The organism is Formivibrio sp. oc-25 (assembly GCF_055810895.1).
The window spans coordinates 1-24,797 of sequence record NZ_JBVVOL010000032.1; the positions used below are offsets into that span (position 1 = coordinate 1).

Sequence of the window (24,797 nt, forward strand, 5' to 3'; positions counted from 1 at the left end):
CCGAATGCGGTCACCAATGTTGGCATGTATGTGGTGAGCCTGCTGGTGGGGACGGTGATTACGGCGGTGGCGTTGTACCTGGTGAAGAAGCCGGTCAATGGCAGTGCGGCGTGATGTGATGGTTTGACGGCAGGAAGAAAAATCCCCGTTCTGGAGTGGAACGGGGATTTTTTATGCGTGCCCGGCACGGATGCATTCCTGCGGATATACGTGATGTAGGGTGGGCAAAGCGATGCGAAGCCCACCGATTTCAAAACATGTTGGGCTTCATTTCATTCAGCCCAACTTACACCTGTACCGTGGCGTTGGTTGTGAGCCAACTTTGCAGGCAATTTGTCTCGCTCTTTCCTTGGCGGCCTTCTAGGGGTTCTGGGTGTTCTTGTATGCAATCGAGTATTCGAGCAGCGCATGGCACAACCAAGCTTGGCATTGTCAGGCATATCCTGCTGTGTTCGCAGAAAAAAATCCCCATCCTTTCTGGATGGGGATTTTTCCGGATTGGCTGGCAACAGACTGATCAACAGATCAATCGCCACCTACCCACAGGTCTGCATTGGTGATCTTGTGCTCGGAGGCATCAAAACCGATCGGCTCGCCCGCCTTGTGCTTGGATTCCCAATCACGCAGGGCTTGCAGCGCCGGGCGTTGCAGGAACAGGATGGCGACGATGTTGAGCCAGGCCATCACGCCCACACCGATATCGCCCATGGTCCAGGCCAGTTCGGCTGAGCGAACCGAGCCAAACAGCACCGAAGCCAGCATGATCACCTTGAGCAGAAAACTCAGCCACGGGCGGTTCATCTTGCGGTTCATGTAGGCTACGTTGGTATCGGCGATGTAGTAGTACGCCACGATCGTAGTGAAGGCAAAGAAGAACAGCGCTGCCGCGACGAAAATGCTACCAAAGCCGGGCAGGGCGCTTTCCACTGCGGCCTGTGTGAAGCCGGGGCCTACGCCTATGCCAGGCAGGTTGTTCACGGTGCTGCCGGGGTTTACGCCCTTCACGTTGTAGAGTCCGGTGATCAGGATCATGAAGGCAGTGGCCGAACACACAAGCAGCGTATCCACGTACACGGCAAAAGCCTGCACGATGCCTTGCTCTGCCGGATGCTTGACCTCGGCTGCGGCTGCCGGGTGCGGGCCGCTGCCCTGGCCAGCTTCATTCGAGAATACGCCGCGTTTCACACCCCACTGGATAGCCAGGCCGAGCATGGCACCAAAACCTGCATCGATACCAAGCGCGCTGGATACGATCAGGCGCAGAACTTCCGGCACCTTGGAAATATTCAGGCCGACGATGGTGCACGCCACCAGAATGTAGCCAAGTGCCATAAATGGCACCACGATTTCTGTGAACTTGGCGATGCGTTTGACACCACCGAAGATGATCAGGCCGAGCAATACCACCATAAAGGCGGCGCTGACGGCTGGCTCTATGCCGAGCGAGTTTTGCAGTCCGGAAGCAATGCTGTTGGCCTGTACGCCTGGCAGCAGTACACCCATCGAGATCACGGTGGCAATGGCAAAGACCCAGGCATACGGTTTCCAGCCCAAACCCTTCTCGATGTAATAGGCCGGACCACCACGGAACAGACCGTCGTTCTTTTCCTTGTAGATCTGCGCCAGGGTGCTTTCAATGTATGACGTGGCGGCACCGAGGAAGGCCATCATCCACATCCAGAACACGGCACCCGGACCGCCATAGAAGATGGCTGCAGCCACGCCGGCGATATTGCCGGTACCAACCCGGCCGGACAGTGACATGGTCAGCGCCTGGAACGATGACACGCCGGCGTCACTTGATTTGTTGGACAGCAGTTGGCGCAGCATTTCCGGTACGTGGCGTACCTGCATGAAACGGGTTCGGATCGAAAAATACAAGCCAACGCCCAGACACAGCCAGACCAGTACTGGGCTCCATACTATGTCATTGATTGCATTTATTATTTCAGTCATTCATTGTTCCCCTTGTGTATCCCCTGTATTGCCGGGGCCCCTGCTTTTTAATTGAACTGTGCGCGCACAACACCAGATGGACTGGTTATTGTGAAGTGGATGTTACTGTGGTAGATGGGGTACAGATATTGGTGGAATTCGCGATCTGTTTGCTGGGTGCTGTAGCTTGACGACTATCGTGAATTCTGGCTGATGGTCTGCAGGAAGGCATCGCCGTACTTTTCCAGCTTGCGATCGCCCACGCCGGTGAGTCGGCCCAGCTCGTAGTGGTCGGCCGGCTTGTAGCGCACCATTTCCTTGAGCGTGGCATCGCCAAAGATCACGTAGGCTGGCACGTTCTGCTCGTCGGCGAGCCGCTTGCGGCACAGGCGCAAGGCTTGCCACAACTGGCGGTCGGCTTGCGTATCGAACTCGGCATTCTTGTCGTGGTAATGGAATTTCTCGATACGGGCGCGGCGGAACAGTGGCACTTCGCCGCGCAGGATCGGTTTGGCAGTTTCAGATAATTCCAGCCCGCCGTGTCCTTCCGGGCTCACGCGCAGTGCGCCGCGAGCGAGCAACTGGCGAAACACGGCACGCCAGCTGGCTTCATCCAGATCGCGGCCAATGCCGAAGGTCGTCACATGCTGATGCAGGAATTCCTGCACCTTGTCGGTCATCTTGCCTTGCAGCACGTCGATCAGGTGGCCGACGCCGAAGCGGTTGCCCGTCCGGAATACGCACGACAAGGCCTTGCGCGCGGCTTCGGTCATATCGGTGAGTTGCGGCGGGTTCAGGCAGTTGTCGCAATTGCCGCACGGTTTGGCTTCTTCGCCGAAGTAGCCCAGCAGCGTCTGGCGGCGGCAGGCGGTGGTTTCGCACAGGCCCAGCATGGCTTCGAGCTTGCGCCGCTCGATATCCTTCTGTTCTTCTGCTGCGCCGCTGGATTCGATCATGCCGGTGAGCAGGATCACGTCGTTCAGGCCGTAGGCCAGCCAGGCATTGGCCGGCAGTCCATCACGCCCGGCCCGGCCGGTTTCCTGGTAGTAGTTTTCAATGCTCTTGGGCAGATCCAGATGCGCGACAAAACGCACATCCGGTTTGTCGATGCCCATGCCGAATGCGATGGTCGCCACCATGACCACGCCATCTTCGCGCAGGAAGATATTCTGATGCCGTGCGCGGGTCTCGGCATCCAGTCCGGCATGGTAGGGCAGCGCACGGATTTCCTTTGATCTGAGCCATTCGGCAGTGGCTTCGACGCGTTTGCGCGACAGGCAGTAGACAATGCCGGAGTCGCCCTCGTGCTCGCGACGCAGGAAGGTCAACAACTGCTCTTTCGATGATTTCTTTTCAATGATGCTGTAGCGCAGGTTGGGCCGATCGAAGCTGGAAACGAACTGGCGGGCCTGATCCAGCCGCAGTTTTTCGATGATCTCGGCGCGCGTGGCATGGTCGGCGGTGGCGGTGAGCGCAATGCGCGGAATGCCCGGGTATTCATCCGCCAGTACCGACAGTCCGAGATATTCCGGACGGAAATCGTGGCCCCACTGCGACACGCAATGGGCTTCGTCGATTGCGAACAGCGCAACCGGTGCCCGACGCAGCAGGCCCAGGAACCGCCCGGTCAGCAAGCGTTCCGGTGCCACGTACAGCAATTTCAGATCGCCGGCGAGAAAGGCCTGTTCCACTTCGCGTGCGCTGTCACTGTTCAGGGTGGAATTCAGGAACGCCGCAGCCACACCCAGCTCCTTGAGCTGATCGACCTGATCCTGCATCAGCGCGATCAGCGGCGATACCACCACCGCACAGCCTTGCCGGGCCAATGCTGGGATCTGGTAGCACAGCGATTTTCCGCCACCGGTAGGCATCAGCACCAGCGCATCCCCGCCGGCAATCAGATGTTCGACGATGGCCGCCTGTTCGCCGCGAAACGCGTGGTAACCGAAAATGTGCTGGAGCAGGTGCAGGGGATTGGGGGCAGACATGGGGCGGGATTGTACCGGAACCGGGTCCGGCAACAGGTGGTAGCCGATAAAAAAACGGCGCCATCTGGCGCCGTAACTCTCAACGAGAGGAGGAGGAAAAACAAGAACTGTCGAGCTCGTCAACCCAGCTCTACCGGTACAAATATTCTGGCCGAGTCACGCAAAATCAAGAGAGCGGCATGCTTGCCCGCATCGCCAAGCAATTTGCGCAAGGATTCCGGCGACTTGACCGGCGTGCCATTGAGTGACAGCACGACGTCGCCTGGTGCGATGCCCGCTTTCGCTGCTGCGCCGCTGACATCTTCTACCAGCAGCCCATTGTCGATGCCTGCCTGGCGCAGTTCTTCCGGGCTGAGTTGGCGCACCGCCACGCCCAACCTGCCTTGCGAGGCAGTCTGGTCTTTGACGGCTGCGGTTTTTTCCGGCTTGGCTCCCCCGATAATCAGTGACAAAGTCTTGGCATGACCCTGGCGGATGACTTCCAGGCGGGTTTGCGTACCCGGTGCCAGATCCGCCACCATAACCGGCAGTTGGCCCGAATCGGCGATCTCCTGATCATTGAGCTTCACGATAATGTCGCCCGGTTTCAATCCTGCCTTGTCGGCTGGACCCGCCTTTTCCACATTGCTGACCAGTGCGCCATGAGGCTCTTTCAGTCCGAAGGATTCCGCCAGCGCCTGATTCACATCCTGAATCGTTACGCCGATCCTGCCACGCGTTACCTTGCCATGTTGCAGCAACTGCGCCTGCACCTTGCTTGCCACGTTCATCGGAATGGCGAATGAAAGGCCCTGGTAGCCGCCAGTCTGGGAATAGATCTGCGAATTGATGCCGACGACTTCTCCGCGCAGGTTGAATAGCGGTCCGCCCGAGTTGCCGGGGTTGACTGCCACGTCCGTCTGGATAAATGGCACATAGTTATCATCAGGCAGGTTGCGTGATTTGGCACTTACGATGCCAGCCGTGGCGGTATTTTCAAAACCGTAGGGAGAGCCGATGGCCAGCACTGGTTCACCCACGCGCAGGCGTGACGGATCGCCGATCGCCACGGTGGGCAGATTGTTGGCGTCGATCTTGATCAATGCCACATCGGTTTGCTTGTCAACGCCCAGCACCTTGGCGGTGAATTCGCGCCGGTCTGTCAGCTTGACGGTGACTTCCTGTGCACCATCGATCACGTGGGTATTGGTCAGGATCAGACCATCATTGCGTACGATAAAGCCTGAACCCTGGCCTCGTACGATCTGTGCACCTTGAGGGATGCGTGGAAATTGCGGGCCGAACTGACGGAAAAACTCAAAGAAAGGATCGTTTTCATCCATGCCGGGCATTTCGCGTGAAGTGCGCTGGGTTTTGGCCATGGTGCTGATGTTGACCACTGCGGGGCCAAAGCGCTCGACAATGCCGGAGAAATCAGTGGCGGTGGCTACGACAGGCGAGGTGCTGCCCGATGCCGGTTGGGCTGCGGCTATGGCAGTCACGTCCGCATGAGAAGGCTGGTCTGCATTCAAGCCTTGTGCCCGGACAACATAGCCACCAGCCAGCACTGACAGGACTGCCGCTGCGATCAGGCTGCGAGTTACAAGTTTGTGGTTCATGATGCACTCCTTTGCATTCAGGTCGTGATGCGATGGTGTGCAGTCTGAACTGTGAAACTTAAAATTGGCTTAAAACGCCAATCCTGTTGCGTATCAGGCGTGTGGCAGTATGGGGAATACTACGCAAGCCGATAACCCGCCTTCTGCGCGATTGGCCAGATGCAGCGTGGCGCCATGGCTGTTGGCTATCTGCTGCACGATGGCCAGCCCCAGCCCGCTGCCTTCGGTCTGCGTGCCGGCAACGCGGTAGAAGCGATCGCGCACGCGCAGCAGTTCTTCCTCTGCTATGCCGGGGCCACTGTCATCTACCCGCAACTCGGCACCTTGCGACGTCCGGCGCACCCATACGTCGATGCGGCCCGGCGCTGGCGTGTAGCGCAGTGCGTTGTCGATCAGGTTGTTGAGCATGATGCGCAGTGCTTCAGGTCGTGCTTGCAGGGTGAGGGAGTCCGCCTGCTCAAGCCCCAGATCCAGACCTCGGGATTGGGCCTGGATCGAAAAATCGGCTACGGCAGTGCGTGCCAGTTCATCCAGTCGTACCGGTTCGTTTTGCAGGGTGAATGCGCCAGGTTCCTGACGTGCCAGTGTGAGCAATTGCTGGACCGTATGGCTTGTGCGCGTCAGACCTGCCTGCAATGCGGCAATGGCCTGCTGTCGTTCGGTTTCGTTGTCGGCCCGCGCAACCAGCTGGGTTTGCAGTTGCAGCGCGGTAAGTGGCGAGCGCAATTCGTGCGCGGCATCCGCCACAAAGGCACGCTGGGCTGATAGTGATTGTTCCAGTCTTGCCAGCAGATCGTTCAAGGCCCTGACCAGCGGTGCGATTTCTTCCGGCAAGGTGTGCTGGCCGACAGGTGTGAGTGTGTCGGCATTGCGTTGCTGAACCTCTCGGGTGACGCGCAGGATCGGTGCGAGGCCCTTGCCGACCGCCAGCCATACCAGCAAGGCCATGACCGGAAACAGCAACAGCAACGGTGCGACCGTGCGCAGGGCAATGCCGGCAGCCAGCCTGCTGCGCACCTGCAGGGGCTGGGCGATCTGCACCACGGTTTCTCCGAGCTGGGCGCCAAATACCCGCCAGTCGCCGCCATCGGTTTTTACGATTGAAAACCCCAGTTCAGCCCACGGCGGGATCACGCCATCCAGATGCGAACCGTAAATGCGCAGGCCGTTACTGTCCCAGATCTGGATCACGATATTGTCTGCCGGATCGAGTATCGGATCAGGTGCCAGCGGGCTGAAGGCGCGCCGAGGCAACGACAGGGCGATCTGCTGCATCTGGTAATCGAAAATCTCGTTTGCTTCGCGATGGGCCTGGCGATAGGTCAGCCAGGCTGTCAGGCCGATACCCAGTGCTAGAATGCTCATCAGCCACAGCAGCAGGGATTTACGAATGGATTTCATGGCTGGCTGACCTGCGTGGAAGAGTCATCCCGGGGAATGACATAGCCAACGCCGCGTATGTTGCGGATCAGCCCGTTCCCCAGTTTTTTGCGCAGACTGTGGATATAGACTTCGACCGTATTGCTGCCGACTTCATCATCCCAGCCGTAGATTTTCTCTTCGAGCTGGGCCACTGAAAATACGGCGCCCGGGTGGCTGGCCAGTGCCAGCAGTAATGCGTATTCGCGTGCCGACAGCATTATCGCCTCTCCTGCCAGGCAAACCTTTTTGGCAATCGGATCGATTTCGATTTTTCCCAGCCGGATCTGCGGATCGGCGCGGCCAGCATGACGTCGCAGTAGCGCATGGAGTCGTGCGATCAGTTCATCCAGATCGAACGGTTTGACCAGATAATCATCCGCGCCGAGATTCAGCCCCTTGACCCGATCGGCAACCGTATCGCGGGCGCTCAGAATCAGTACCGGAATGTCGTCGTGCCGAGCACGCAGATTCGACAGAACCCGGCTGCCATCCTGGCGTGGCAGACCAAGATCCAGAAGCACCAGATCAAAGGCATGGCCGGTCAGTGCAGCATCGGCGGCAACACCATCGCGCACCCAATCCACAGTGAAGCCTTCGCGCTGCAACGCAGTCTGGATGCCCGATCCGATCATGGCATCGTCTTCAACCAGCAGAATACGCATGGAGAATCTCCGTTTTTACTTCGCGGCCATATTACGACAAACCAGCCAAGCGGGTTGATCCGCGCTGGTCGCGGGGTGACAATCCGCAGGCAGATTCCAACCCATTCAGTGGAGGCCCCATGCAGCAGACCAAGTACATCCTCGAAGAAAAAGACATTCCGACGCATTGGTACAACGTGGTGGCCGACATGCCCAATCCGCCGGCACCGCCGCTCGGTCCCGATGGCCAGCCGGTAGGGCCGGATGCCTTGTCTGCGATTTTTCCCGACAACATCATCGAGCAGGAAGTCTCGCGCGAGCGCTGGATCAAGATTCCGGACGAGGTGCGTCAGGCCTACACCATGTGGCGTCCGGCACCGCTGTTTCGCGCCCATCGTCTGGAGGCCGCGCTCGGTACCCGCTGCAAGATTTTCTACAAGTACGAAGGCACGTCACCGGCCGGTTCGCACAAGCTCAACTCCGCAGTGGCGCAGGCGTATTACAACCGTGAGGCGGGCATCAAGCGCCTGACCACCGAGACCGGTGCCGGCCAGTGGGGCTCATCGCTGGCGCTGGCGGGCCACATGTTCGGCATCGAGGTGCGCATTTTCATGGTGAAGGTCAGCTACCAGCAAAAGCCCTTCCGCCGTTCGATGATGCAGGCCTGGGGCGCGGAAGTGCTGGCCAGCCCGACACCGGTCACCGAATACGGTCGCCGCCTCTTGGCTGCCGACCCGGAAAATCCCGGCTCGCTCGGCATTGCGATCTCGGAAGCAGTGGAAGAAGCCGCCAGCCGTCCGGACACCAAGTATTCGCTCGGGTCGGTACTTAATCACGTGCTGCTGCACCAGACCGTGATCGGGCAGGAGGCGAAGAAGCAACTGGAGATGATCGGCGAATATCCGGACATGGTATTCGCGCCATGCGGCGGGGGCTCCAATTTCGGCGGTGTCGCCTTCCCGTTCCTGGCCGACAAGGCTGCCGGCAAGCCGGTGCGACTGATGGCGGTGGAACCGGCTTCATGCCCGAGCCTGACGCGCGGCCACTATGCCTATGACTACGGCGATACCGCCGGCATGACGCCGATGATGCTGCAGTACACGCTGGGGCATGACTTCATGCCGCCTTCGATCCATGCCGGAGGCTTGCGCTATCACGGTGCGTCGTCGCTGGTTTCCCAGCTCTACAACGAAAACCTGATCGAAGCCGTGGCCGTGCCACAGGTGGCCACTTTCGAAGCCGGTGTGACCTTTGCCCGTGCCGAGGGCATCATCCCGGCACCAGAATCCTGCCACGGCATCTGCGCGGTGATCGAGGAGGTGAAGCGCTGCAACGAGGCCGGTGAAGCCAAGACGATTCTTTTCAACCTCTCCGGGCATGGCCACTTCGACATGGCATCCTACGACAAATTCTTTGCCGGACAGCTGGAGGATTACGAATATCCGGCAGAGGCCATCGATGCGGCACTGCACCGGCTGCCGAAGGTGCCGGGTTGAGCGCGATTTTGCACCTGTTCGGGTGGGAGGGTGAGCCATGACCGCAATGCATTGGCGCTGGGCCTTGCTGGTGACGGTACTCTCGGCACTGGTTCTATCGGGCATTGATCCATACGATCGCCTGACCTGGTTGCTGGAAGTGCTGCCGGTGATGCTCGCCGCCCCCATTCTGTGGCTGACCTATCGCCGCTTCCCGCTGACCATGTTGCTGTACGTGCTGATTGCCCTGCATGCACTGGTGCTGATCGGTGGGGGAGCCTATACCTATGCCCGGGTACCGATTGGATTCTGGGTACAGGATTGGCTGGATCTGGCGCGCAACCCTTACGACAAGCTCGGGCATTTCATGCAGGGGCTGGTGCCGGCACTGGTCGCGCGTGAAATCCTGCTGCGCGGAGCGTATGTCACCAACCGGCGCATGGCGGGCTTTCTGGCGCTGTGCGTGGCGATGACGGTCAGTGCGGTGTATGAACTGATCGAGTGGTGGGCTGCATTGGCGATGGGGCAGGGGGCGCAGGAGTTTCTGGGCACGCAGGGCGACGAGTGGGATACGCAATCCGACATGTTCCTCGCCCTGCTGGGCGCCAGCAGCGGCTGGCTGATGCTGGCGCGCTGGCAGGACAGATTGATCCGGCGCTTGTCGAGGTTTGGTTCCGGGTTTTGAGGTAGTCCTTGCTGAACCCCCACGATTTTCTGCGATGCTCCGTCATGTAGGTTGGGCAGAGCTATGCGAAGCCCAACGATTTCAGAACGCGTTGGGCTTCATTTCATTCAGCCCAACCTACATCGCAGCCACCGTTAGCCTCCTGATCCTCTTCGAAGGTGCCGCGTGCCGTAGGTCGGGTTTCAACCCGACAGCATCGGCATTGTGTCGGGTTGAAAGCCGACCTACGGTAGAAGCTCAGTCCCTCACCAGGGAGCGCCCCGACCAAGCTAGTCAGGGTTGCAGGTATCACCCATCACGCCAGCTTCCGGCTGAACATGCCCGTGATCAGCCGCACCCCGCGCTTGTAGGTCAGGAATGACCACAGCCACTGCAGCATCACCGCCAACCGGTTGCGAAAGCCGATCAGAAAAGCGATATGCACGGCCCCCCACAGCCACCACGCCAGCCCGCCCTTCATCCGCAGGAAGCTGAAATCCGCCACGGCCGCGTAGCGGCCAATCGTCGCCATATTGCCCAGATTGCGGTAACGGAAGGGGGCTGGCATGGACGAGCCGGTTATCTGCGCCTTGATGATGGCGGCAACATGGTCGCCCCCCTGGATCGCACCTTGCGCAACCCCCGGTACCGGTTTGCCAGCCGCATCGGTTTGCGCTGCGGTATCGCCGATCACGAACACACCTTCATGCGCTGGTACGCTGAAGTCTGCCGCCACCTTGACCCGACCGGCGCGGTCGCTTTCTACGCCCAGCCACTGCGCGGCCGGTGAGGCCTGCACCCCGGCGGCCCAAACGATGGTGCCGACCGGAATCAACTCATCCCCGATGACGATGCCTTGTTCGTTGCAATCGGTGACCTTGGCATTCAGGCAGACTTCCACGCCCAGTTTCTGCAGTGATTTGGCCGCAGCGTTGGAAAGTTCTTCCGGGAACGTAGCCAGTACGCGTGGCCCGCCTTCCACCAGCATCACGCGGGTCTGTTTCGGGTTGATATGGCGGAATTCACGGCTGAGCGCGGCATGGGCGAGTTCGGAAATCATGCCGGCCATTTCCACGCCAGTCGGCCCGGCGCCGATGATGGCAATGGTCAGCAGGCGCTGGATCTCCTGCGGGTCCTGTGCCATTTCGGCCTGTTCGAACGCCAGCAGGATGCGGTTGCGCACGGCGGTGGCGTCTTCGATGGTTTTCAGCCCGGGTGCCACTGCTTCCCAGTGATCATTGCCGAAATAGGCATGGCGCGCCCCCGTGGCCAGCACCAGGTAATCGTAGGCGATATGTTCGGTGCGCTGGCCCAGATTGACCTGCACGGTCTTGCGCGTACTGTCGACCGCTTCGACTTCCCCCATCAGCACCGAGGCGTTGTTCTGTCCCGATAGCAGGCTGCGGATAGGCATGGCGATTTCCGCCGGAGAGAGTACGGCCGTGGCGACCTGATACAGCAGGGGCTGGAACAGGTGATGGTTGCGCCGATCGATCACCATGATATCGACCGGAGCATGGCGCAAGTTGCGCACCACGGTCAGGCCGCCGAAGCCGGCGCCGACCACGACAATTTTGGGTCTTGCGGTCATAGGTTTTCCCTAATTATGAATAATTCTCAGTTGATGGAATTTTAACGGGAATCCTGTTGGAGGCAGCCGGGCGGGAGGGTAACTATGACCAAGGCGGGGCGGGAAAATGCACACGGGTTTGGTACACATGGAATGCTGGTTTGATGTTTGTGGCGTGGCTATGGATCTCTGGGTTGGTCGGGGGGCGCCCTGACACGATGGCGATGCTGTCGGGTTAAAACCCGACCTACGGTAGGTGGGCTTGAATGTGATCAGGGGAGTGAATGGTGGCAGCAGCGTAGGTTGGGCTGAATGAAATGAAGCCCAACATGTCGTGAAATCGTTAGGCTCTGTTGACGTTTGATTGTTTTTTACGCAAGCCCGCCAACTTGCCGGGGCGAGAAGCCAAGCGCAAGCAATACTGGTGTATTGCGAGCATTGGCGACAACGCATCCGGCAAGATTGGCGAACTTGCCCTTCGGGCGGCTGGGTCTTTTGCTCCATTACGGCGTTATTTCCCACTTGCGGTACCCGTACCGCGGCCTGGGAAATGCCTTGTACTGGAGCAAAATACCCCAGCCGCGTAAAAATTAATCAAATGTCAACAGAGCCTAGGCTTCGCATGGCTCAGCCCAACATGGTTGAGCATTGATTTTCCCTAACCAAACTTCCGCTGCGCATCCAGCGCCAGACCAATCCCGATACTGCCAAAGCGATCGCCTTCCACATGGCGTGCCTGCGGCAGATGCTCGGCCAGGCGCGCGCGCAGCAGCGGCACGCCGCTGGCACCCCCGGTGAAATAGACGGTATCGACGTGTGCGGCGCCGATATTGGCCTGCAGCAGCAGATCGTCGAGCGTTTTTCCGATCTGCTCCACCAGCGATTCAATCGATCGATCAAATTCATCGCGCGTGATCGGGTGGCTGAGTTCGGGATCGAGCTCATCGAAGTCGAGCCGGGTTTCTTCTTGCTCGGAGAGCGAAATCTTGGCGGCTTCCACCTGCAGTGCCAGCCAATGGCCGGCGCGCTGCTGGATCAGCCGGATCAGGCGTTCAAGCTTGGGCTTTTCCAGGGCGTTGCGGTACAGGTCCTGCAAGCCAGGCAGCACATTGCGGGCATAGAGGAAGTTGATGGTGTGCCAGGTGGCCAGGTTGAAGTAATAGCTCGATGGCATTTCCGCGCCGCTGGCCAGCAGCGATTTGTAGCCCAGTTGCGGCATCACCGCTGCCAGGCTCAGCGCCCGGTCGAAATCGGTGCCGCCGATATGTACCCCGGCATTGGCCAGAATGTCGTTGCGCCGCTCTGCCTGGCGTGCGCGTTCAGGCGAGAGCCGCAGCAGGGAAAAGTCCGAGGTACCGCCGCCGATGTCGACGATCAGCACCAGCTCTTCGCGACTCAGCGTGGATTCATAGTCGAACGCTGCGGCAATCGGCTCGAACTGGAATTCGATATGCTTGAAACCGACAGCCCGGGCGATGTCGGCGAGCGTGTTTTGTGCCTGCTGGTCGGCGGTGGCATCGTCATCGATAAAGTGTACCGGTCGACCTAGTATGGCTGATTCCAGCGGGTGGCCGGACTGCAGCTGGGCGCGGCTTCTGAGCTCGCCGATGAACTGGCCCAACAGCTCGCGAAACGGCAGGCTGCGGCCCTGCACTTCGGTCTTGCCGTCGATCAGGCTGGTGCCAAGGATGCTTTTCAGCGCGCGCATCAGCCGGCCTTCATAGCCTTCCAGATACTCCGTCAGCGCCTGGCGCCCGTAGCAGGTATGGTCTTCATCGGCGTTGAAGAATACGACCGAGGGCAAGGTGGGTTTGCCGTCTTCCAGTGGCAACAGCCGGGCATGACCCGCTTCGACGATACCGACGGTGGAATTGGATGTGCCGAAATCAAGGCCGCAGGCGAGGGGCATGGCGGGGTCCGAAAATGCGAAGGGGCGGGATTCTACAGCAAGTCCTGAACTTGATCAGCGCCGATGATCAGCCGGGCTGGCCCGGATGGCGTACGCGCCAGTCATACTCCATATAGCGCGCGGTCTGGGTGGCCACGTCTTCGCCGCAGAGCTGGCTGACCACGTAAAGCGAGAGATCGATGCCAGCAGAGATGCCGGCGGAGGTCAGCACCTGGCCGTTGTCGGTAAAGCGGATGCCATCCAGGCAGATGGCGCCCGGCGCATAGTCCGGCATTTCCGGCAACACTTCATGGTGGGTGGTAATGGTCAACCCATCGAGCAGGTCGGCCGCTGCCAGGATGCGGCTGCCGCTGCAGACGCTCATGACCTTCTCGGCGGCATAGGCCTGGTCGCGCACCCACGCGATGGTATCTTTTTCGCGCATCACGGCGCGGCTGCCGGTGCCGCCCGGCACGATCAGTACATCGGCTTGCGGTGCATCGGCCAAGCGCAGGTCCGGGTTGACCGAGAGTCCATTCACGGCGCGGATCGGGCGCAGCTCGCGCGCCACGGTCTTGACGTTGAACAGGGTGTGGCCGTGCAGTTCGGAGGCCACGGCAAACACTTCAAACGGTCCGGCGAAATCGAGCACTTCCACCTCGTCGAACAGCAGGATCAGGGCGGTTTGCATCAGCGCAGCGCAATCTTGGTGCCGGCAGCGGCGGGATGGTTGCCGAGATACTTGCGGATGCCCTTGTGCAGGGCCTGTGCCATCTTGAGCTGGTAGGCATCGTCGAGCAGCTTTTTCTCTTCTTGCGGATTCGAGATGAAAGCGGTTTCGACCAGAATCGACGGAATGTCGGGCGCCTTGAGTACAGCAAACCCCGCCTGCTCGATATGGTTCTTGTGCAGGCGGTTGATGTTGCCGATTTCGGACAGCATGTTCTTGGCCAGCCGCATACTGTCGTTGATGGTGGCGGTCTGGGTCAGATCCATCAGCGTGTGCGCAAGGTATTTGTCCCGGGTATCGAATTTCACGCCACCGATCTGGTCGGCGCGGTTTTCCTTGTCGGCGAGCCACTTGGCCGCAGTCGACGAGGCACCTTTTTCCGACAGCACGAATACCGATGAGCCATTGGCGTCCGGGCGCACGAAGGCATCGGCATGGATCGATACGAACAGGTCGGCTTTTACCGCGCGCGCCTTGCGCACGCGCATGGCCAATGGCACGAAATAATCACCATCGCGGGTCAGGACCACGCGCACGTTCGGTTCCTGCTCCAGTTCGTTTTTCAGGCGGCGGGCGATGGCCAGCACCACGTCCTTTTCGTAACTGCCGCTGGCGCCCACTGCGCCCGGGTCTTCTCCGCCATGGCCGGGATCCAGCACGATCGTGGTCAGGCGGTCGACCTTGAGCTGGCTGCGGTCGGTGCCATCCTTGATGCCGGACGAATCCTTGCCTGCGTTGCTGGCGTAGGGTTCCTCAAACGCCTTGACCGAAGATTCCTTGTCGTTGAGGAAAGCCAGTAGCGGGTCGTTCTGGCCATCGGGGTACAAATCCACCACCAGCCTGTGCTTGTAGCCTTCGATGGGATCCAGCGTGAAAATCTGTGGCGCAACCGGGGTTTTCAGGTCGACGACCAGCCGCACCACGCCAGGCTTGTTGCGCGCAGCGCGCAGTTGCTGGATGAAGGGATCGCCGTTGCCGACCTTGGTGGAAAGCGCCTGAAGTTCGTTGTTGAGATCAATGCCCTGCATGTCGACGACCAGCCGTTCCGGGTTCTTGAGCGTGAACTGGCTGAAGGTGAGCGGAACCGTTGATTCGATGGTGATGCGGGTATAGGCCTGGGCGGGCCAAACGCGCACGGCGACCACGCTGGCGATCGCAGCCAGCGCCACCGGATTGACGCCCAGCAGCAACGTCGCAGCCGCCCCGCCCAGCAGCAGGCGGCGGTTCAGATCGGGTGTGTGTTGTCGATGCTTGTTGCGCATGCCTTGCCCAGTTCGCTGCAGGTTTCGATCCAGACCCGACGGCCTTGGCTGTCGGGCGCAAGAAAAATGATCCAGTCCGGTGCCGGCAAAAAACCTTCTGCCTTGTCCGCCCATTCGATCAGGCAGACCGATTGCGGATTGAAGTAATCGCGAAATCCGGCGTCTTCCCACTCTGCTGGATCGGCAAACCTATACAAATCAAAGTGATATAAGTATAAGTTCGAAACTGTATAAGATTCAACCAGCGTGTAGGTGGGGCTTTTCACCCGACCGGCGAACCCCAAGCCACGCAAAATGCCGCGGGTGAGGGTGGTTTTGCCGGCGCCCAGGTCACCTTCGAGGTAAATCACCATGCTGCAACGGATGGCGCTGGCCAGCCGCTGGCCGAAGTCCAGCGTGGCGGACTCGTCCGGCAGGAAAGCGGTGAAGGCGGTATGATCCGGCGTATGCATAGCGAACTCGATTCCCAACAAATTGCGTTACAACTCAAGGCCTGGGCACAGGAACTGGGTTTTGCCCGTGCGGCGATCGGCGGTGTGGATCTGAGCCAGGCGGAAGCCGGTTTGCAAGCCTGGCTTGATGCCGGTTTTCACGGCGAGATGGATTATATGGCAAGGCACGGCCTGAAGCGTGCCCGACCCGCCGAACTGGTGCCCGGCACCTGCTCGATTTTGTCGGTATTCATGCCGTATCGCGTGCCTGCAGCCGGTGCCGAAACCGTGCTGGGCAACGGCGAGCAGGCCTATATTTCACGCTATGCGCTTGGTCGCGACTACCACAAGGTGCTGCGTGCCCGGCTGCAAACGCTGGCCGAGCGCCTGGCGGCTCGCATCGGCCCGTTTGGCCATCGCGTATTTGTAGATTCCGCACCGGTGCTGGAAGTCGAGCTGGCCAGGCAATCCGGTCTGGGCTGGCGCGGCAAGCATACCTTGCTGCTCAACCGCGATTTCGGTTCGTTCTTTTTTCTGGGTGAATTATTTACCGATCTGCCCTTACCGTTTGATCCGCCACTCGCCAATGAGCATTGCGGGCGCTGCACGCGCTGCATCGATATATGTCCCACGCAGGCGATTGTGGCGCCGTACCAGGTCGACGCACGGCGCTGTATTTCCTATCTGACCATCGAGCTGGACGGCGCCATCCCCGAAGATTTGCGGCCGTTGATCGGCAACCGGGTATACGGCTGCGACGATTGCCAGCTGGTGTGTCCGTGGAACCGCTTTGCCGTCATGTCGGATGAGGCGGACTTCGCCGTTCGTCATGGCCTGGACGATGTAACGCTGGTTGAACTGTTCGGCTGGAGCGAGAGCGATTTCACCAGCCGCATGGCCGGCAGCCCGATCTATCGCATCGGCTATGCGCGCTGGCTGCGCAATCTGGCGGTCGGGTTGGGCAATGCGCCGGGAACGCCTGCCGTGATCGCGGCCCTGCAGGCCCGGCGCGATGATCCCGACCTGCTGGTGCGCGAGCATGTGCGCTGGGCCTTATCCCGGCATGAGTCACAGCAGCCCTGATCTGGGCCGTCGCGACAGGGCAATGCAGCGCTAGGCGTGATGTTGTCGCAACGCGCTGTCTATACAGGTCAGTGCGGTATCGATCTGCAGCGGTTTGGTCAGGTACGCACTGTAACCAGCGGCATTGCTTGCGATTTGCTCAAGGCGCGTGTTGCCGGTCAGTGCGATCACCGGAGTTTCGCGTGTCAGTGCCTGCGCTCGCAATGCCTGCAAAACGCTGGCTCCGTCGCGATCGGGCAGCTGCAGGTCAAGCAGGACCAGATCAACAGGCTCCTTGCTGGCCAAGGCAAGCCCTTGTGCGGCATTGCCAGCAAGCAGCAGGCGATAGTGGGGGCGCATGCGCTGCAGGATACTTGCCAGCATCTTTTGCGACAGGATGTCATCCTCGATATAGAGCACGGTCGGGCCATGCTCGGTGGCCGGATGCACGTTTGCCACCGATTCCGCTGCCGGCAAGGCCGCGGTGCAGGGCAGGTCGATCCAGAAGCTGCTGCCGATGCCGGGGCGGCTTTCCATGCCGACCCGACCGTTCATCATATGGGCGAGCTTGCGCGTGATCGTCAGGCCAATGCCTGCCCCTTCGTTTTCAGTGCTTGCCTGGCCGATACGCTGGAACGGTTCGAACAGCTGCGTCTGTTCCTGTTCTGGAATGCCGCTGCCGGTATCGCTCACGGTCAGCCGCCAGTGATCATCCCCCTGCGCCGTGACCGAAATATCGACGCGCCCCTGTTCGCGGTTGTATTTGATGGCATTGGAGAGCAGGTTGAACGTCATTTGCCGCAGGCGGCGCGCATCCCCGTTGACAACGAAGCGACCGGGCATCAGCGGTTTCACATGCAGTTCGATATTGCGCGAAGCCGCCAGCGGTGCAACCAGATCCACGCAATGGCGAATGACATCGGCAAGATCGATCTGGCGCATTTCCAGCCGTATCTTGCCGGCCTCGATGCTGGCAAGGTCCAGCACTTCGTTGATCAGGTCGAGCAAATGCAGGCCGGCCTTGGTGATATTGCTGGCCAGGTTGCGCTGTGGTTGCGTCAGTTCATGTTCCAGCATCTGGCTGAAGCCCAGAATCGCATTCAGCGGCGTGCGCAGTTCATGGCTCATGTGCGACAGGAAATCCGACTTGGCGCGGTCTGCTGCCTGGGCTGCATCGCGAGCGGTGATCAGTGCTGCTTCGCTGTTCTTGAACGCGGTGATGTCATGAAAGCTGAATACGCGGCCATTGGTGCTGTCACGCAGGCGCTGCGGACGCGAGGCGATGGCCAGGATGCGGCCATCATGCAGCTGGCATTCGATGCTGCCCTCTGCCGCCGGTTTGTCGAGCAGCTTGTCGAACCATTGCTGAAATTCGGATGGCTGTTCCAGTTGTCGGTTGAGGTGCTCAAGCAGTTGCGGGTTGTCCCGGGCATCGTTGACCTGGCCGGACAGGCGCAGCATGTCGGCAAAGCGCCGGTTGAAGTACTGCACCACGCCGCCAATACTGGTGACCAGGATGCCATCGACGGTTGATTCCAGCGTGGCGGCCAGCAGCAAATTGGTTCTGGCGGTTTCCACCTCGAGCTGTTTGAGGCGGGTAATGTCATGCAGCGATACGACGAAAAAGCGGCTGCCCTCGATATCCAGCAGGCGCACCGTCTTCTGTACCGTGATCAGGTGGCCGGCGTGGTGGCGGTACTCGCCTTCCGTGGCCATGCATTCGGATTGGTTGCCATGCCTGACTTCTTCCCAGAAGAACATATCCTGCAGGCCGGCTTCTATATCGGCGATGGGGCGGCCGATCAGGTCATCCTCGCTATAACCGAGCAGGGTTTCCGCCTGACGGTTGGCGCTGATGATGGCAAGCGTTTCCGGGTCGACGGCCAGCACGGTTTCGGCGCAGGCATCGAGCAGATATTGGGCAAGCGGATTCAATCCAACTCCTTGGGGGCGAAATAGTAGGCGGTACGTTTGCGCGGATTGAGTGTTTCCAGGGCCTCACGCGGCAATTGATTGGGCTTGAGTGACTTGCTGATATTGAGGTCGGTCTCGCTTTCAAGATCGAGCAGCGGAAACTCGGCCGGATTGCAATCCGGCTGATACACGAGCAACTGCGGCTTGAGCGGGCGCGATGAGTTGACCGAAACCACCATGGCATAACTGTTATCGGACAGCATCACCAGCGTCCCGGGTGGATACACCCCCATGCAGCGCACGAACACCTTGAGCAAGGCGGCATCGTATTGGCCGCGCTGCTGCGTGAAGATGTGCGCGAGGGCCTCGTGTGGCGTGAGCGAGGCGCTGAGCATGGGGTGATTGCACAGATAATCGAAGCGATCGACCAGCGCCAATGCCCGCCCCAGAATGGTGATTTCCGCTTGCTTGAGGCGGTGCGGAAAGCCGCTGCCATCGCACAGTTCATGGTGCTGGGCAATGGTGAGCAGCGTTTCGGAGGAAAGCTCGGCTTTTTTGCCAGCGTTCAGACTCCATTCCACGTGCTGTTCGTACAGCGCCTGTTCCGAGCGGTTGAGCGGTTCTTCCTTGAGCAGGATGCGATCCGGGATTTCGATCTTGCCGGTATCGTGAAACAGCGCCGCCAGCCCCAGCGTGGTGATCTGCTCCCGGCTGAGCTGGTATTCCTTGGCCAGGATCATGCTCAGGAGGGTGACATTGAGCGAGTGATAGTAAAGGTCTTCGCCACCGGCGCGATCGTTCATCAGGTGGATGGCGATATCCTTGTCGGTCATCATCGAATCGACCAGCCGCAACACCAGGCGCTCACCCGCCAGGGCACTGTCGCGCGGGCGCGAGAAAATCGCGCGATCCAGACCACGAACGGTGCGCGCCGCCTGGATGAAGTCCTTTTCACATGCCGCCATCATGATCTGGCGTTTTTGCTGCTGATTGTGCCGCTGCTGTTTGGCTTGGATGATGATGAGGTCTTCCAGGCTTGGCGTGCTGGCCGTGTTTGCATCATCCGTGTCAATCGGATCGGGCTGGGCGACTTGCTGCAGCGAAGCCAGCGGCGAGCGATCGCTCCTGGCGGGGGAGTAGCGGATTTTATCCAGACCCAGCCGTTGCAGCGTGCGAATCTGATCGTCTGATTTGATCTTGAAACTGCTGAATGTAAAAGGGTGATCCATCCAGGAGAGATCCAGATGGATAAAGAGCCCGACGCACAATTGTTCTGGGCTGATGAAGTGCGGCATTTCTTCGTGGGTGCTCATCGGCAACGTTTTTTATTGGTGGCGGCGAGGTCATTCTAGCCCGCGGAAATGAACTGTCACAAAAAACCGTCAGGCGAGCAAGGCTTTAAGCCGATCTGTGGCAGGACGGTAACAGTTACGCTCGCCGCAAGCGGGGGGGCTCGCTAGAATAGCCATCAACTTTGGAGCTCTCATGCAAGCATCGCTTCCTTCCCATCCGATTGGGGTCTTCGATTCCGGCGTTGGCGGCCTGACGGTCGTTCGCGCACTGATGGATCGACTGCCGTTTGAAAATATCATCTATTTCGGTGATACCGCGCGCGTCCCCTACGGCGTGAAGTCGGTAACCACGATCGAACACTTTACCCAGCAGATTGCCGATTTTCTGCGCCATCAGCAGGTCAAGCTGCTGATCATCGCCTGCAATACCATGGCGGCGGTTGCGGCGGAGAAAGTACGCGCCGCATCTGCGGTGCCGGTGCTCGATGTGATCGAGGCGGGTGCCAGACAGGCCGTGCGCGTGAGCGAATCGGGCGGCATCGGTGTGATCGGCACCCCTGCCACGATCAACTCCAATGCCTATGCCCGCGCGATTCACCAGCTCGACCCGTCGTACCGGGTATTTTCCCAGGCGTGTCCGCTGTTCGTCCCCCTGGTGGAAGAAGGCTGGCTGGATCATCCGGTTACCCGCCTGACGGCCCAGGAGTATCTCAAGCCGGTTTTTGTCGAGCAGATCGACACCCTGGTGCTGGGCTGCACGCATTACCCGCTGTTGAAGCCCTTGCTGCTTGATGTGGTGGGCAATCGCATGAAGCTGGTGGATTCGGCCTTGTCGATCGCGGAGCAGACTGCCACGCTGCTGCAAAGCAGCGGTCTGGCCAATCCGTCGGTCGAAGCGCCGGATTACCGTTTCTATGTGACCGATCTGCCGGTGAAATTCCAGACCATCGGCGAGCGTTTCCTCGGTCGCAGCCTGAACCGGCTGGAACTGGTGAACCTCTGATGCTGTTTGGCCTGGTAATCCTGCTGGCATGCTGGCTGGGCGGACAAACCCTGGTTACCCTGACCGGCATTCCGTTGCCCGGCAATGTGGCCGGCATGCTGTTGCTGCTCGTGATCTGCCTGGCGCGGCGCGGCGTGGAAGCGCGTACCGCCGAGACCTCCACGCATCTGCTCTCTCACATGGGGCTGTTGTTCGTGCCGGCCGGGGTCGGGCTGATCGAGCATGGCCAGTTGCTGGCGACGCAGGGTGGGGCCATGTTCCTGGTGTTGACGCTGTCGGTCATCATCACGCTGGCGGTCACCGCGCTGACGCTGAAATGGCTGCTGCGCCGCAAAAGGGATGAGGCATGAACGCACTGTTGCTGCATCCCGTTTTCTGGCTGACGCTGACCGTTGCTACCTACCTGCTGTCCGATTGGGGATTCCGTCAGGCGCGCGGCTTGCCGCTCTTGCATCCGGTCTTTACCTCGGTGGTGATTCTGATCGGCCTGCTCAAGCTGACCGGCATTTCCTATGCTGATTATTTCGAAAGTGCCCACTTTATCCATCTGTTGCTGGGGCCGGCCACGGTGGCGCTGGCGGTGCCGCTGTACGCCAATCTGTCGCGCGTCAAGCAGATGCTGGGGCCGCTGTGCATCGCCCTGCTGGTCGGCGGCTTGACCGCGATCGTTTCGGTCATCCTGCTGGGCAAGGCATTCGGCTTGTCAGCCGAGGTGCTGACGAGCTTTGCACCCAAATCGGTCACCACGCCAATTGCCATGGCCATTGCCGATCATCTGGGCGGCAATGCATCGTTGGCGGCTGCGGCTGTGATTGTCACCGGTGTCGTTGGCTGCATGCTGGTGGATTGGGTCATGAAGCCGCTCGGGGTGAAGGATCCGGCTGTCATCGGTTTCGCCCTGGGGCTGGCTGCGCATGGCACCGGCACGGCGCGTGCTTTTCAGCTTTCCAGTATTGCCGGCGCGCTGGCCGGACTGGGCATGGGGCTCAACGGGGTGCTGACCTCACTTATCCTGCCGCTACTGCTGGCGTTCTGGCCGATTTAGAACCTGTTCGATTCAGAGCCTGTTCACGGCTTCGCAGCAAGACGCGAACAGTCTCTCAAGCCTGAACTGCCAGGGTGCTGGATACCGGTTCATTGCCATCCACCACCTGATAACGCTCGGCAAGCTGCTGCTCGGTTCGGTTGCGTTTGGCGATTTCGGCCTGGGCCTGGGTTTCCATGGCCTGTGCCCGCGCAGCAATGCTGCGATCGGCACCCGATGGTTCTGCCGGAGCCAAGGCCGCAGCCTGGATCTGGCGCGCCTTGATCAGGGTTTCCTCGGGCGTGCGGCCGGGCGACACGTCGATCTGAACTTCTCCGCCAATCGCATAGCGCTTGCCGTCCGGCCCGGCTTGCATCACATAGCTGGCGGCGCTGCGCGCCAGTCCACCTGCTGCCGACAAGTGCGCCTGTTCGTGCTGGCGCACTTCCGTGTCGCGCTGCTTGAGTTCGCGCACCATCGCGGCTTCGCTTTGCGAAAGTTGCGTGGTTGATCCGGTGGTTGCCGCGCTGCCGCCGGCTTCTTTTTGCCTGGCCGTGCCTTGTTCATCTGCGTTGGATACAGCTTCACCCTTGGTATTCCGTGGCGAAATACCGTTAGGGGCGGGCGTTGTGTAAGCGCGGGTGGCGGAGATATCCATGTACTGGCGTTGAACGGGTCCTTTACGCAATTTAACGATCAAATTCCCGGAATATCAAACGGTTGTGACCAGCGGAGCAGAGCCGGGCGTTGAAAGTGAAAAGCCCCGCAGCCATGGCTGACGGGGCTTTTGTTTGACGCGGGTTGTTACATGAAGAACTTGAGCGGTACGAGCACCAGTTCCGGGAACAAACACAGCAGGAAGGTAATGCTGACCTCTGCCAGCAGGAATGGCCACATCCCCATCACAACGCTGCCGACTGGCAGTTTGCCAACACCACACACAGCAGTCAGCGAGGTGCCTACTGGAGGGGTGATCAGGCCGATGGCATTGGCCATCACGAATACCACGCCGAAGTAGACCGGATCGATGCCTGCCTGCTTGACCACCGGCATCAGCACCGGAGCCAGGATCAGGATGGTCGGTGTCATGTCCATCGAGGTGCCGATGATCAGGGTGATGGCAACAATCGCGAACATGAACAGCTTGGGCGAATCCATCAGCGGGCCAAGCAATTCAACCAGTTGACCCGGCAGATCGGCAACAGTGATCAGCCAGGCGGTGACCATGGCGCCACCGACCAGGAACATCACCACGGCGGTCATCTTGCCGGCGCTCAGGAACAGGTGGTACAGATCCTTGATCTTGAGTTCACGGTAGATAAACATGCCGACAAACAAGGCATAGACAGCAGCGACAACGGCGGCTTCAGTCGGGGTGAATACGCCCATCTTCAGACCGACGATGATGATCACCGGCAGGAACAGCGCCCAGACACCTTCCTTGAAGATCTTGCGAATTTCCGGCCAGGATGCACGCGGACGGGTTTCCAGCTTGTCATGACGCGATACCCACCACCAGGCAGCAAGAATCGAGATCCCCATCAGCACGCCAGGCACGATACCGGCCAGGAACAGCTTGGTGATCGATACCTGTGCAGCCACGCCAAAGATCACGAACGGAATCGACGGCGGGATGATAGGGGCGATGATACCGCCGCAGGCGATCAGACCGGCGCAGCGCGGTACGTCATAGCGCGCTTCGCGCATCATGGGCAGCAACAATGCCGCCAGCGCGGTGGTATCAGCCACGGCCGAGCCGGACAAGCTGGCCATGATCACGGCTGCGATCACCGCGACATAACCCAGACCACCCTGGATGTGGCCGATCAGCGCCAGCGCCATGTTCACGATCCGGCGCGACAGGCCACCGGCATTCATGAATTCGCCAGCCAGCATGAAGAACGGAGCCGCCAGCAGCACGAAGCTGTCCGCACCATTGATCAGGTTCTGCGCGATCAGTTGGGCATCGAACATGTCCAGATGCCACATCAGGGCGGTGCCGGCGATCAGCAGGGTAAAGGCAATGGGCACGCCCAGCAGCATGAAGCCCAGCAGGCAGCTCAAGAAAATAGCTACGGTCATTTCGAATTTCCTTCCTTGCCAGTTTCAGCCTTGATGATCTCTTCTGCTTCATCAGCCGAGCTGGAAACAGTAACAAGATCCTGCTCGGTGGCCTTGCCACTGAGCACCAGATAGATATTGCGAATGAGATAGGTGGCAATGCCGATACTGGCGACGATGCCCGTGGCATATTGCACGGCGACTGGAACACCGGTGGCCGGGAACATGGTGCCCATGTTGATCACGGTTTGGGTCCAGCTACCCTTGAGTATCAGGAAACAGACAAACAGCACGACCAGACTGGTCAATACCACACAGATTTTCTTGCCCAGCGGTGGCAGGCGCTTGGTCAGCGAATCCACACCGAGGTGAGCGTGATCCTTCATGGCGACAACGGCGCCGAGGAAGGTCAGCCAGACGAACAGGATGCGCGACAGTTCTTCGGAGACGGTAATGCCCGAATTGAATCCATAACGCAGCACAACGTTACCGAACACCAACACCAGCATGATCGCCAGAAATACCACGATCAGGATGTTGAAAAGTCCGATCACGTACTTTTCCAGGGTTTTCATTCTTGCCTCTCTTTGCCCGGGATACGGGCGGGAAACAGGAAGAGGGCGGTTTGTTGGCCGCCCTGCTTCCATTTGTTTCGCGATTACTTCAGGTTCTTGGTTTTTTCCAGCTCAGCTTCGAAAGCCTTGACCAGTGCCGGATCAAGCTTGGCGGCATACTTGTCAGTTACCGGCTTTACTGCAGCCTTCATGCGGGCGAGTTCTGCCGGGGCAATCTCGTTGATCTGCATGCCATGCTCGAGCATCACCTTGCGCGATTTCT

21 protein-coding genes are annotated in these 24,797 nt (G+C 59.7%); 6 read left to right on the top strand and 15 right to left on the bottom strand.

What is annotated here, in order from left to right; translation table 11 throughout:
* Positions 1–525 precede the first annotated feature (525 nt).
* The 5 genes from AC0KVQ_RS14405 to AC0KVQ_RS14425 all read right to left on the bottom strand — a co-directional run bounded on the left by AC0KVQ_RS14405 (position 526) and on the right by AC0KVQ_RS14425 (position 7,605).
* On the bottom strand, positions 526–1,956 hold the full coding sequence (locus AC0KVQ_RS14405; RefSeq protein ID WP_473421868.1) for an alanine/glycine:cation symporter family protein: 1,431 nt from the start codon (positions 1,954–1,956) through the stop codon (positions 526–528).
* A gap of 173 nt (positions 1,957–2,129) precedes the next feature.
* Complete coding sequence (gene recQ, locus AC0KVQ_RS14410) at positions 2,130–3,923, bottom strand: DNA helicase RecQ (protein ID WP_473421869.1); 1,794 nt, start codon at positions 3,921–3,923, stop codon at positions 2,130–2,132.
* A 119-nt stretch (positions 3,924–4,042) separates the two neighbouring features.
* A complete protein-coding gene (locus tag AC0KVQ_RS14415; RefSeq protein ID WP_473421870.1) occupies positions 4,043–5,521 on the bottom strand; it encodes a DegQ family serine endoprotease in 1,479 nt (492 codons plus the stop codon).
* Between the two features lie 93 nt (positions 5,522–5,614).
* On the bottom strand, positions 5,615–6,922 hold the full coding sequence (locus AC0KVQ_RS14420; RefSeq protein ID WP_473421871.1) for an ATP-binding protein: 1,308 nt from the start codon (positions 6,920–6,922) through the stop codon (positions 5,615–5,617).
* Entirely contained in the window at positions 6,919–7,605 is a 687-nt protein-coding gene (locus AC0KVQ_RS14425) for a response regulator (RefSeq protein WP_473421872.1), read from the bottom strand. The genes AC0KVQ_RS14420 and AC0KVQ_RS14425 overlap by 4 nt, the downstream gene beginning before the upstream one ends.
* 119 nt (positions 7,606–7,724) lie before the next feature.
* Between AC0KVQ_RS14425 and AC0KVQ_RS14430 the strand changes: the two genes are divergently transcribed.
* Complete coding sequence (locus AC0KVQ_RS14430) at positions 7,725–9,080, top strand: TrpB-like pyridoxal phosphate-dependent enzyme (RefSeq protein WP_473421873.1); 1,356 nt, start codon at positions 7,725–7,727, stop codon at positions 9,078–9,080.
* Positions 9,081–9,117: 37 nt separating this feature from the next.
* Entirely contained in the window at positions 9,118–9,744 is a 627-nt protein-coding gene (locus AC0KVQ_RS14435; protein ID WP_473421874.1) for a DUF2238 domain-containing protein, read from the top strand.
* Positions 9,745–10,039: 295 nt separating this feature from the next.
* Here the strand turns inward: AC0KVQ_RS14435 and AC0KVQ_RS14440 are convergent, their stop codons facing one another.
* From AC0KVQ_RS14440 to tsaE, 5 genes are all read right to left on the bottom strand, one after another.
* Complete coding sequence (locus AC0KVQ_RS14440) at positions 10,040–11,314, bottom strand: NAD(P)/FAD-dependent oxidoreductase (RefSeq protein WP_473421875.1); 1,275 nt, start codon at positions 11,312–11,314, stop codon at positions 10,040–10,042.
* A 637-nt stretch (positions 11,315–11,951) separates the two neighbouring features.
* On the bottom strand, positions 11,952–13,202 hold the full coding sequence (locus AC0KVQ_RS14445; protein WP_473421877.1) for an Hsp70 family protein: 1,251 nt from the start codon (positions 13,200–13,202) through the stop codon (positions 11,952–11,954).
* A 67-nt stretch (positions 13,203–13,269) separates the two neighbouring features.
* The gene (locus tag AC0KVQ_RS14450; protein ID WP_473421878.1) at positions 13,270–13,872 is read right to left on the bottom strand and encodes a DJ-1/PfpI family protein; all 603 of its coding nucleotides are present in this window, start codon (positions 13,870–13,872) and stop codon (positions 13,270–13,272) included.
* On the bottom strand, positions 13,872–15,173 hold the full coding sequence (locus AC0KVQ_RS14455; protein WP_473421879.1) for an N-acetylmuramoyl-L-alanine amidase: 1,302 nt from the start codon (positions 15,171–15,173) through the stop codon (positions 13,872–13,874). Before AC0KVQ_RS14455 ends, AC0KVQ_RS14450 begins: the two co-directional genes overlap by 1 nt.
* On the bottom strand, positions 15,137–15,625 hold the full coding sequence (gene tsaE / locus AC0KVQ_RS14460; RefSeq protein ID WP_473421881.1) for a tRNA (adenosine(37)-N6)-threonylcarbamoyltransferase complex ATPase subunit type 1 TsaE: 489 nt from the start codon (positions 15,623–15,625) through the stop codon (positions 15,137–15,139). The genes AC0KVQ_RS14455 and tsaE overlap by 37 nt, the downstream gene beginning before the upstream one ends.
* On the opposite strand from tsaE, the gene queG reads away from it, so the two are divergent.
* Positions 15,608–16,687: a tRNA epoxyqueuosine(34) reductase QueG gene (queG, locus tag AC0KVQ_RS14465; RefSeq protein ID WP_473421882.1), complete on the top strand. Its 1,080-nt coding sequence runs from the start codon at positions 15,608–15,610 to the stop codon at positions 16,685–16,687. The genes tsaE and queG overlap by 18 nt on opposite strands.
* Before the next feature lie 30 nt (positions 16,688–16,717).
* On the opposite strand, the gene AC0KVQ_RS14470 is transcribed toward queG, so the two are convergent.
* Positions 16,718–18,601, bottom strand: a complete 1,884-nt coding sequence (locus AC0KVQ_RS14470) for a PAS domain-containing hybrid sensor histidine kinase/response regulator (RefSeq protein ID WP_473421883.1) — start codon at positions 18,599–18,601, stop codon at positions 16,718–16,720.
* Entirely contained in the window at positions 18,598–19,893 is a 1,296-nt protein-coding gene (locus AC0KVQ_RS14475; RefSeq protein ID WP_473421884.1) for an HD-GYP domain-containing protein, read from the bottom strand. Before AC0KVQ_RS14475 ends, AC0KVQ_RS14470 begins: the two co-directional genes overlap by 4 nt.
* 172 nt (positions 19,894–20,065) lie before the next feature.
* On the opposite strand from AC0KVQ_RS14475, the gene murI reads away from it, so the two are divergent.
* From murI to AC0KVQ_RS14490, 3 genes are read left to right on the top strand one after another with little or no spacing between them, the layout of a single operon-like run.
* Positions 20,066–20,875, top strand: a complete 810-nt coding sequence (gene murI / locus AC0KVQ_RS14480) for a glutamate racemase (RefSeq protein ID WP_473421885.1) — start codon at positions 20,066–20,068, stop codon at positions 20,873–20,875.
* Positions 20,875–21,225 carry a CidA/LrgA family protein gene (locus tag AC0KVQ_RS14485; RefSeq protein WP_473421886.1) on the top strand — a complete coding sequence of 117 codons (351 nt, stop codon included), beginning with the start codon at positions 20,875–20,877 and terminating at the stop codon, positions 21,223–21,225. Before murI ends, AC0KVQ_RS14485 begins: the two co-directional genes overlap by 1 nt.
* The gene (locus AC0KVQ_RS14490; RefSeq protein WP_473421887.1) at positions 21,222–21,920 is read left to right on the top strand and encodes an LrgB family protein; all 699 of its coding nucleotides are present in this window, start codon (positions 21,222–21,224) and stop codon (positions 21,918–21,920) included. Before AC0KVQ_RS14485 ends, AC0KVQ_RS14490 begins: the two co-directional genes overlap by 4 nt.
* Before the next feature lie 55 nt (positions 21,921–21,975).
* Here the strand turns inward: AC0KVQ_RS14490 and AC0KVQ_RS14495 are convergent, their stop codons facing one another.
* The 3 genes from AC0KVQ_RS14495 to AC0KVQ_RS14505 all read right to left on the bottom strand — a co-directional run bounded on the left by AC0KVQ_RS14495 (position 21,976) and on the right by AC0KVQ_RS14505 (position 24,535).
* Complete coding sequence (locus tag AC0KVQ_RS14495) at positions 21,976–22,587, bottom strand: putative metalloprotease CJM1_0395 family protein (RefSeq protein WP_473421888.1); 612 nt, start codon at positions 22,585–22,587, stop codon at positions 21,976–21,978.
* A 116-nt stretch (positions 22,588–22,703) separates the two neighbouring features.
* On the bottom strand, positions 22,704–23,981 hold the full coding sequence (locus tag AC0KVQ_RS14500) for a TRAP transporter large permease subunit (protein WP_473421889.1): 1,278 nt from the start codon (positions 23,979–23,981) through the stop codon (positions 22,704–22,706).
* Positions 23,978–24,535, bottom strand: coding sequence for a TRAP transporter small permease (locus tag AC0KVQ_RS14505; RefSeq protein WP_473421890.1), 558 nt, complete (start codon positions 24,533–24,535; stop codon positions 23,978–23,980). Before AC0KVQ_RS14505 ends, AC0KVQ_RS14500 begins: the two co-directional genes overlap by 4 nt.
* Between the last annotated feature and the right edge of the window lie 262 nt (positions 24,536–24,797).

Bases quoted from the DNA above. Each gene is read 5' to 3' on its own strand.
- AC0KVQ_RS14445 (WP_473421877.1), bottom strand. From the start codon at position 13,202: ATGCCCCTCGCCTGCGGCCTTGATTTCGGCACATCCAATTCCACCGTC.
- AC0KVQ_RS14490 (WP_473421887.1), top strand. From the start codon at position 21,222: ATGAACGCACTGTTGCTGCATCCCGTTTTCTGGCTGACGCTGACCGTT.
- AC0KVQ_RS14430 (WP_473421873.1), top strand. From the start codon at position 7,725: ATGCAGCAGACCAAGTACATCCTCGAAGAAAAAGACATTCCGACGCAT.
- murI (WP_473421885.1), top strand. From the start codon at position 20,066: ATGCAAGCATCGCTTCCTTCCCATCCGATTGGGGTCTTCGATTCCGGC.
- AC0KVQ_RS14485 (WP_473421886.1), top strand. From the start codon at position 20,875: ATGCTGTTTGGCCTGGTAATCCTGCTGGCATGCTGGCTGGGCGGACAA.
- AC0KVQ_RS14450 (WP_473421878.1), bottom strand. From the start codon at position 13,872: ATGCAAACCGCCCTGATCCTGCTGTTCGACGAGGTGGAAGTGCTCGAT.
- AC0KVQ_RS14500 (WP_473421889.1), bottom strand. From the start codon at position 23,981: ATGACCGTAGCTATTTTCTTGAGCTGCCTGCTGGGCTTCATGCTGCTG.
- AC0KVQ_RS14425 (WP_473421872.1), bottom strand. From the start codon at position 7,605: ATGCGTATTCTGCTGGTTGAAGACGATGCCATGATCGGATCGGGCATC.
- tsaE (WP_473421881.1), bottom strand. From the start codon at position 15,625: ATGCATACGCCGGATCATACCGCCTTCACCGCTTTCCTGCCGGACGAG.
- AC0KVQ_RS14405 (WP_473421868.1), bottom strand. From the start codon at position 1,956: ATGACTGAAATAATAAATGCAATCAATGACATAGTATGGAGCCCAGTA.
- AC0KVQ_RS14420 (WP_473421871.1), bottom strand. From the start codon at position 6,922: ATGAAATCCATTCGTAAATCCCTGCTGCTGTGGCTGATGAGCATTCTA.
- AC0KVQ_RS14440 (WP_473421875.1), bottom strand. From the start codon at position 11,314: ATGACCGCAAGACCCAAAATTGTCGTGGTCGGCGCCGGCTTCGGCGGC.
- recQ (WP_473421869.1), bottom strand. From the start codon at position 3,923: ATGTCTGCCCCCAATCCCCTGCACCTGCTCCAGCACATTTTCGGTTAC.
- queG (WP_473421882.1), top strand. From the start codon at position 15,608: ATGATCCGGCGTATGCATAGCGAACTCGATTCCCAACAAATTGCGTTA.
- AC0KVQ_RS14415 (WP_473421870.1), bottom strand. From the start codon at position 5,521: ATGAACCACAAACTTGTAACTCGCAGCCTGATCGCAGCGGCAGTCCTG.
- AC0KVQ_RS14505 (WP_473421890.1), bottom strand. From the start codon at position 24,535: ATGAAAACCCTGGAAAAGTACGTGATCGGACTTTTCAACATCCTGATC.
- AC0KVQ_RS14435 (WP_473421874.1), top strand. From the start codon at position 9,118: ATGACCGCAATGCATTGGCGCTGGGCCTTGCTGGTGACGGTACTCTCG.
- AC0KVQ_RS14475 (WP_473421884.1), bottom strand. From the start codon at position 19,893: ATGAGCACCCACGAAGAAATGCCGCACTTCATCAGCCCAGAACAATTG.
- AC0KVQ_RS14455 (WP_473421879.1), bottom strand. From the start codon at position 15,173: ATGCGCAACAAGCATCGACAACACACACCCGATCTGAACCGCCGCCTG.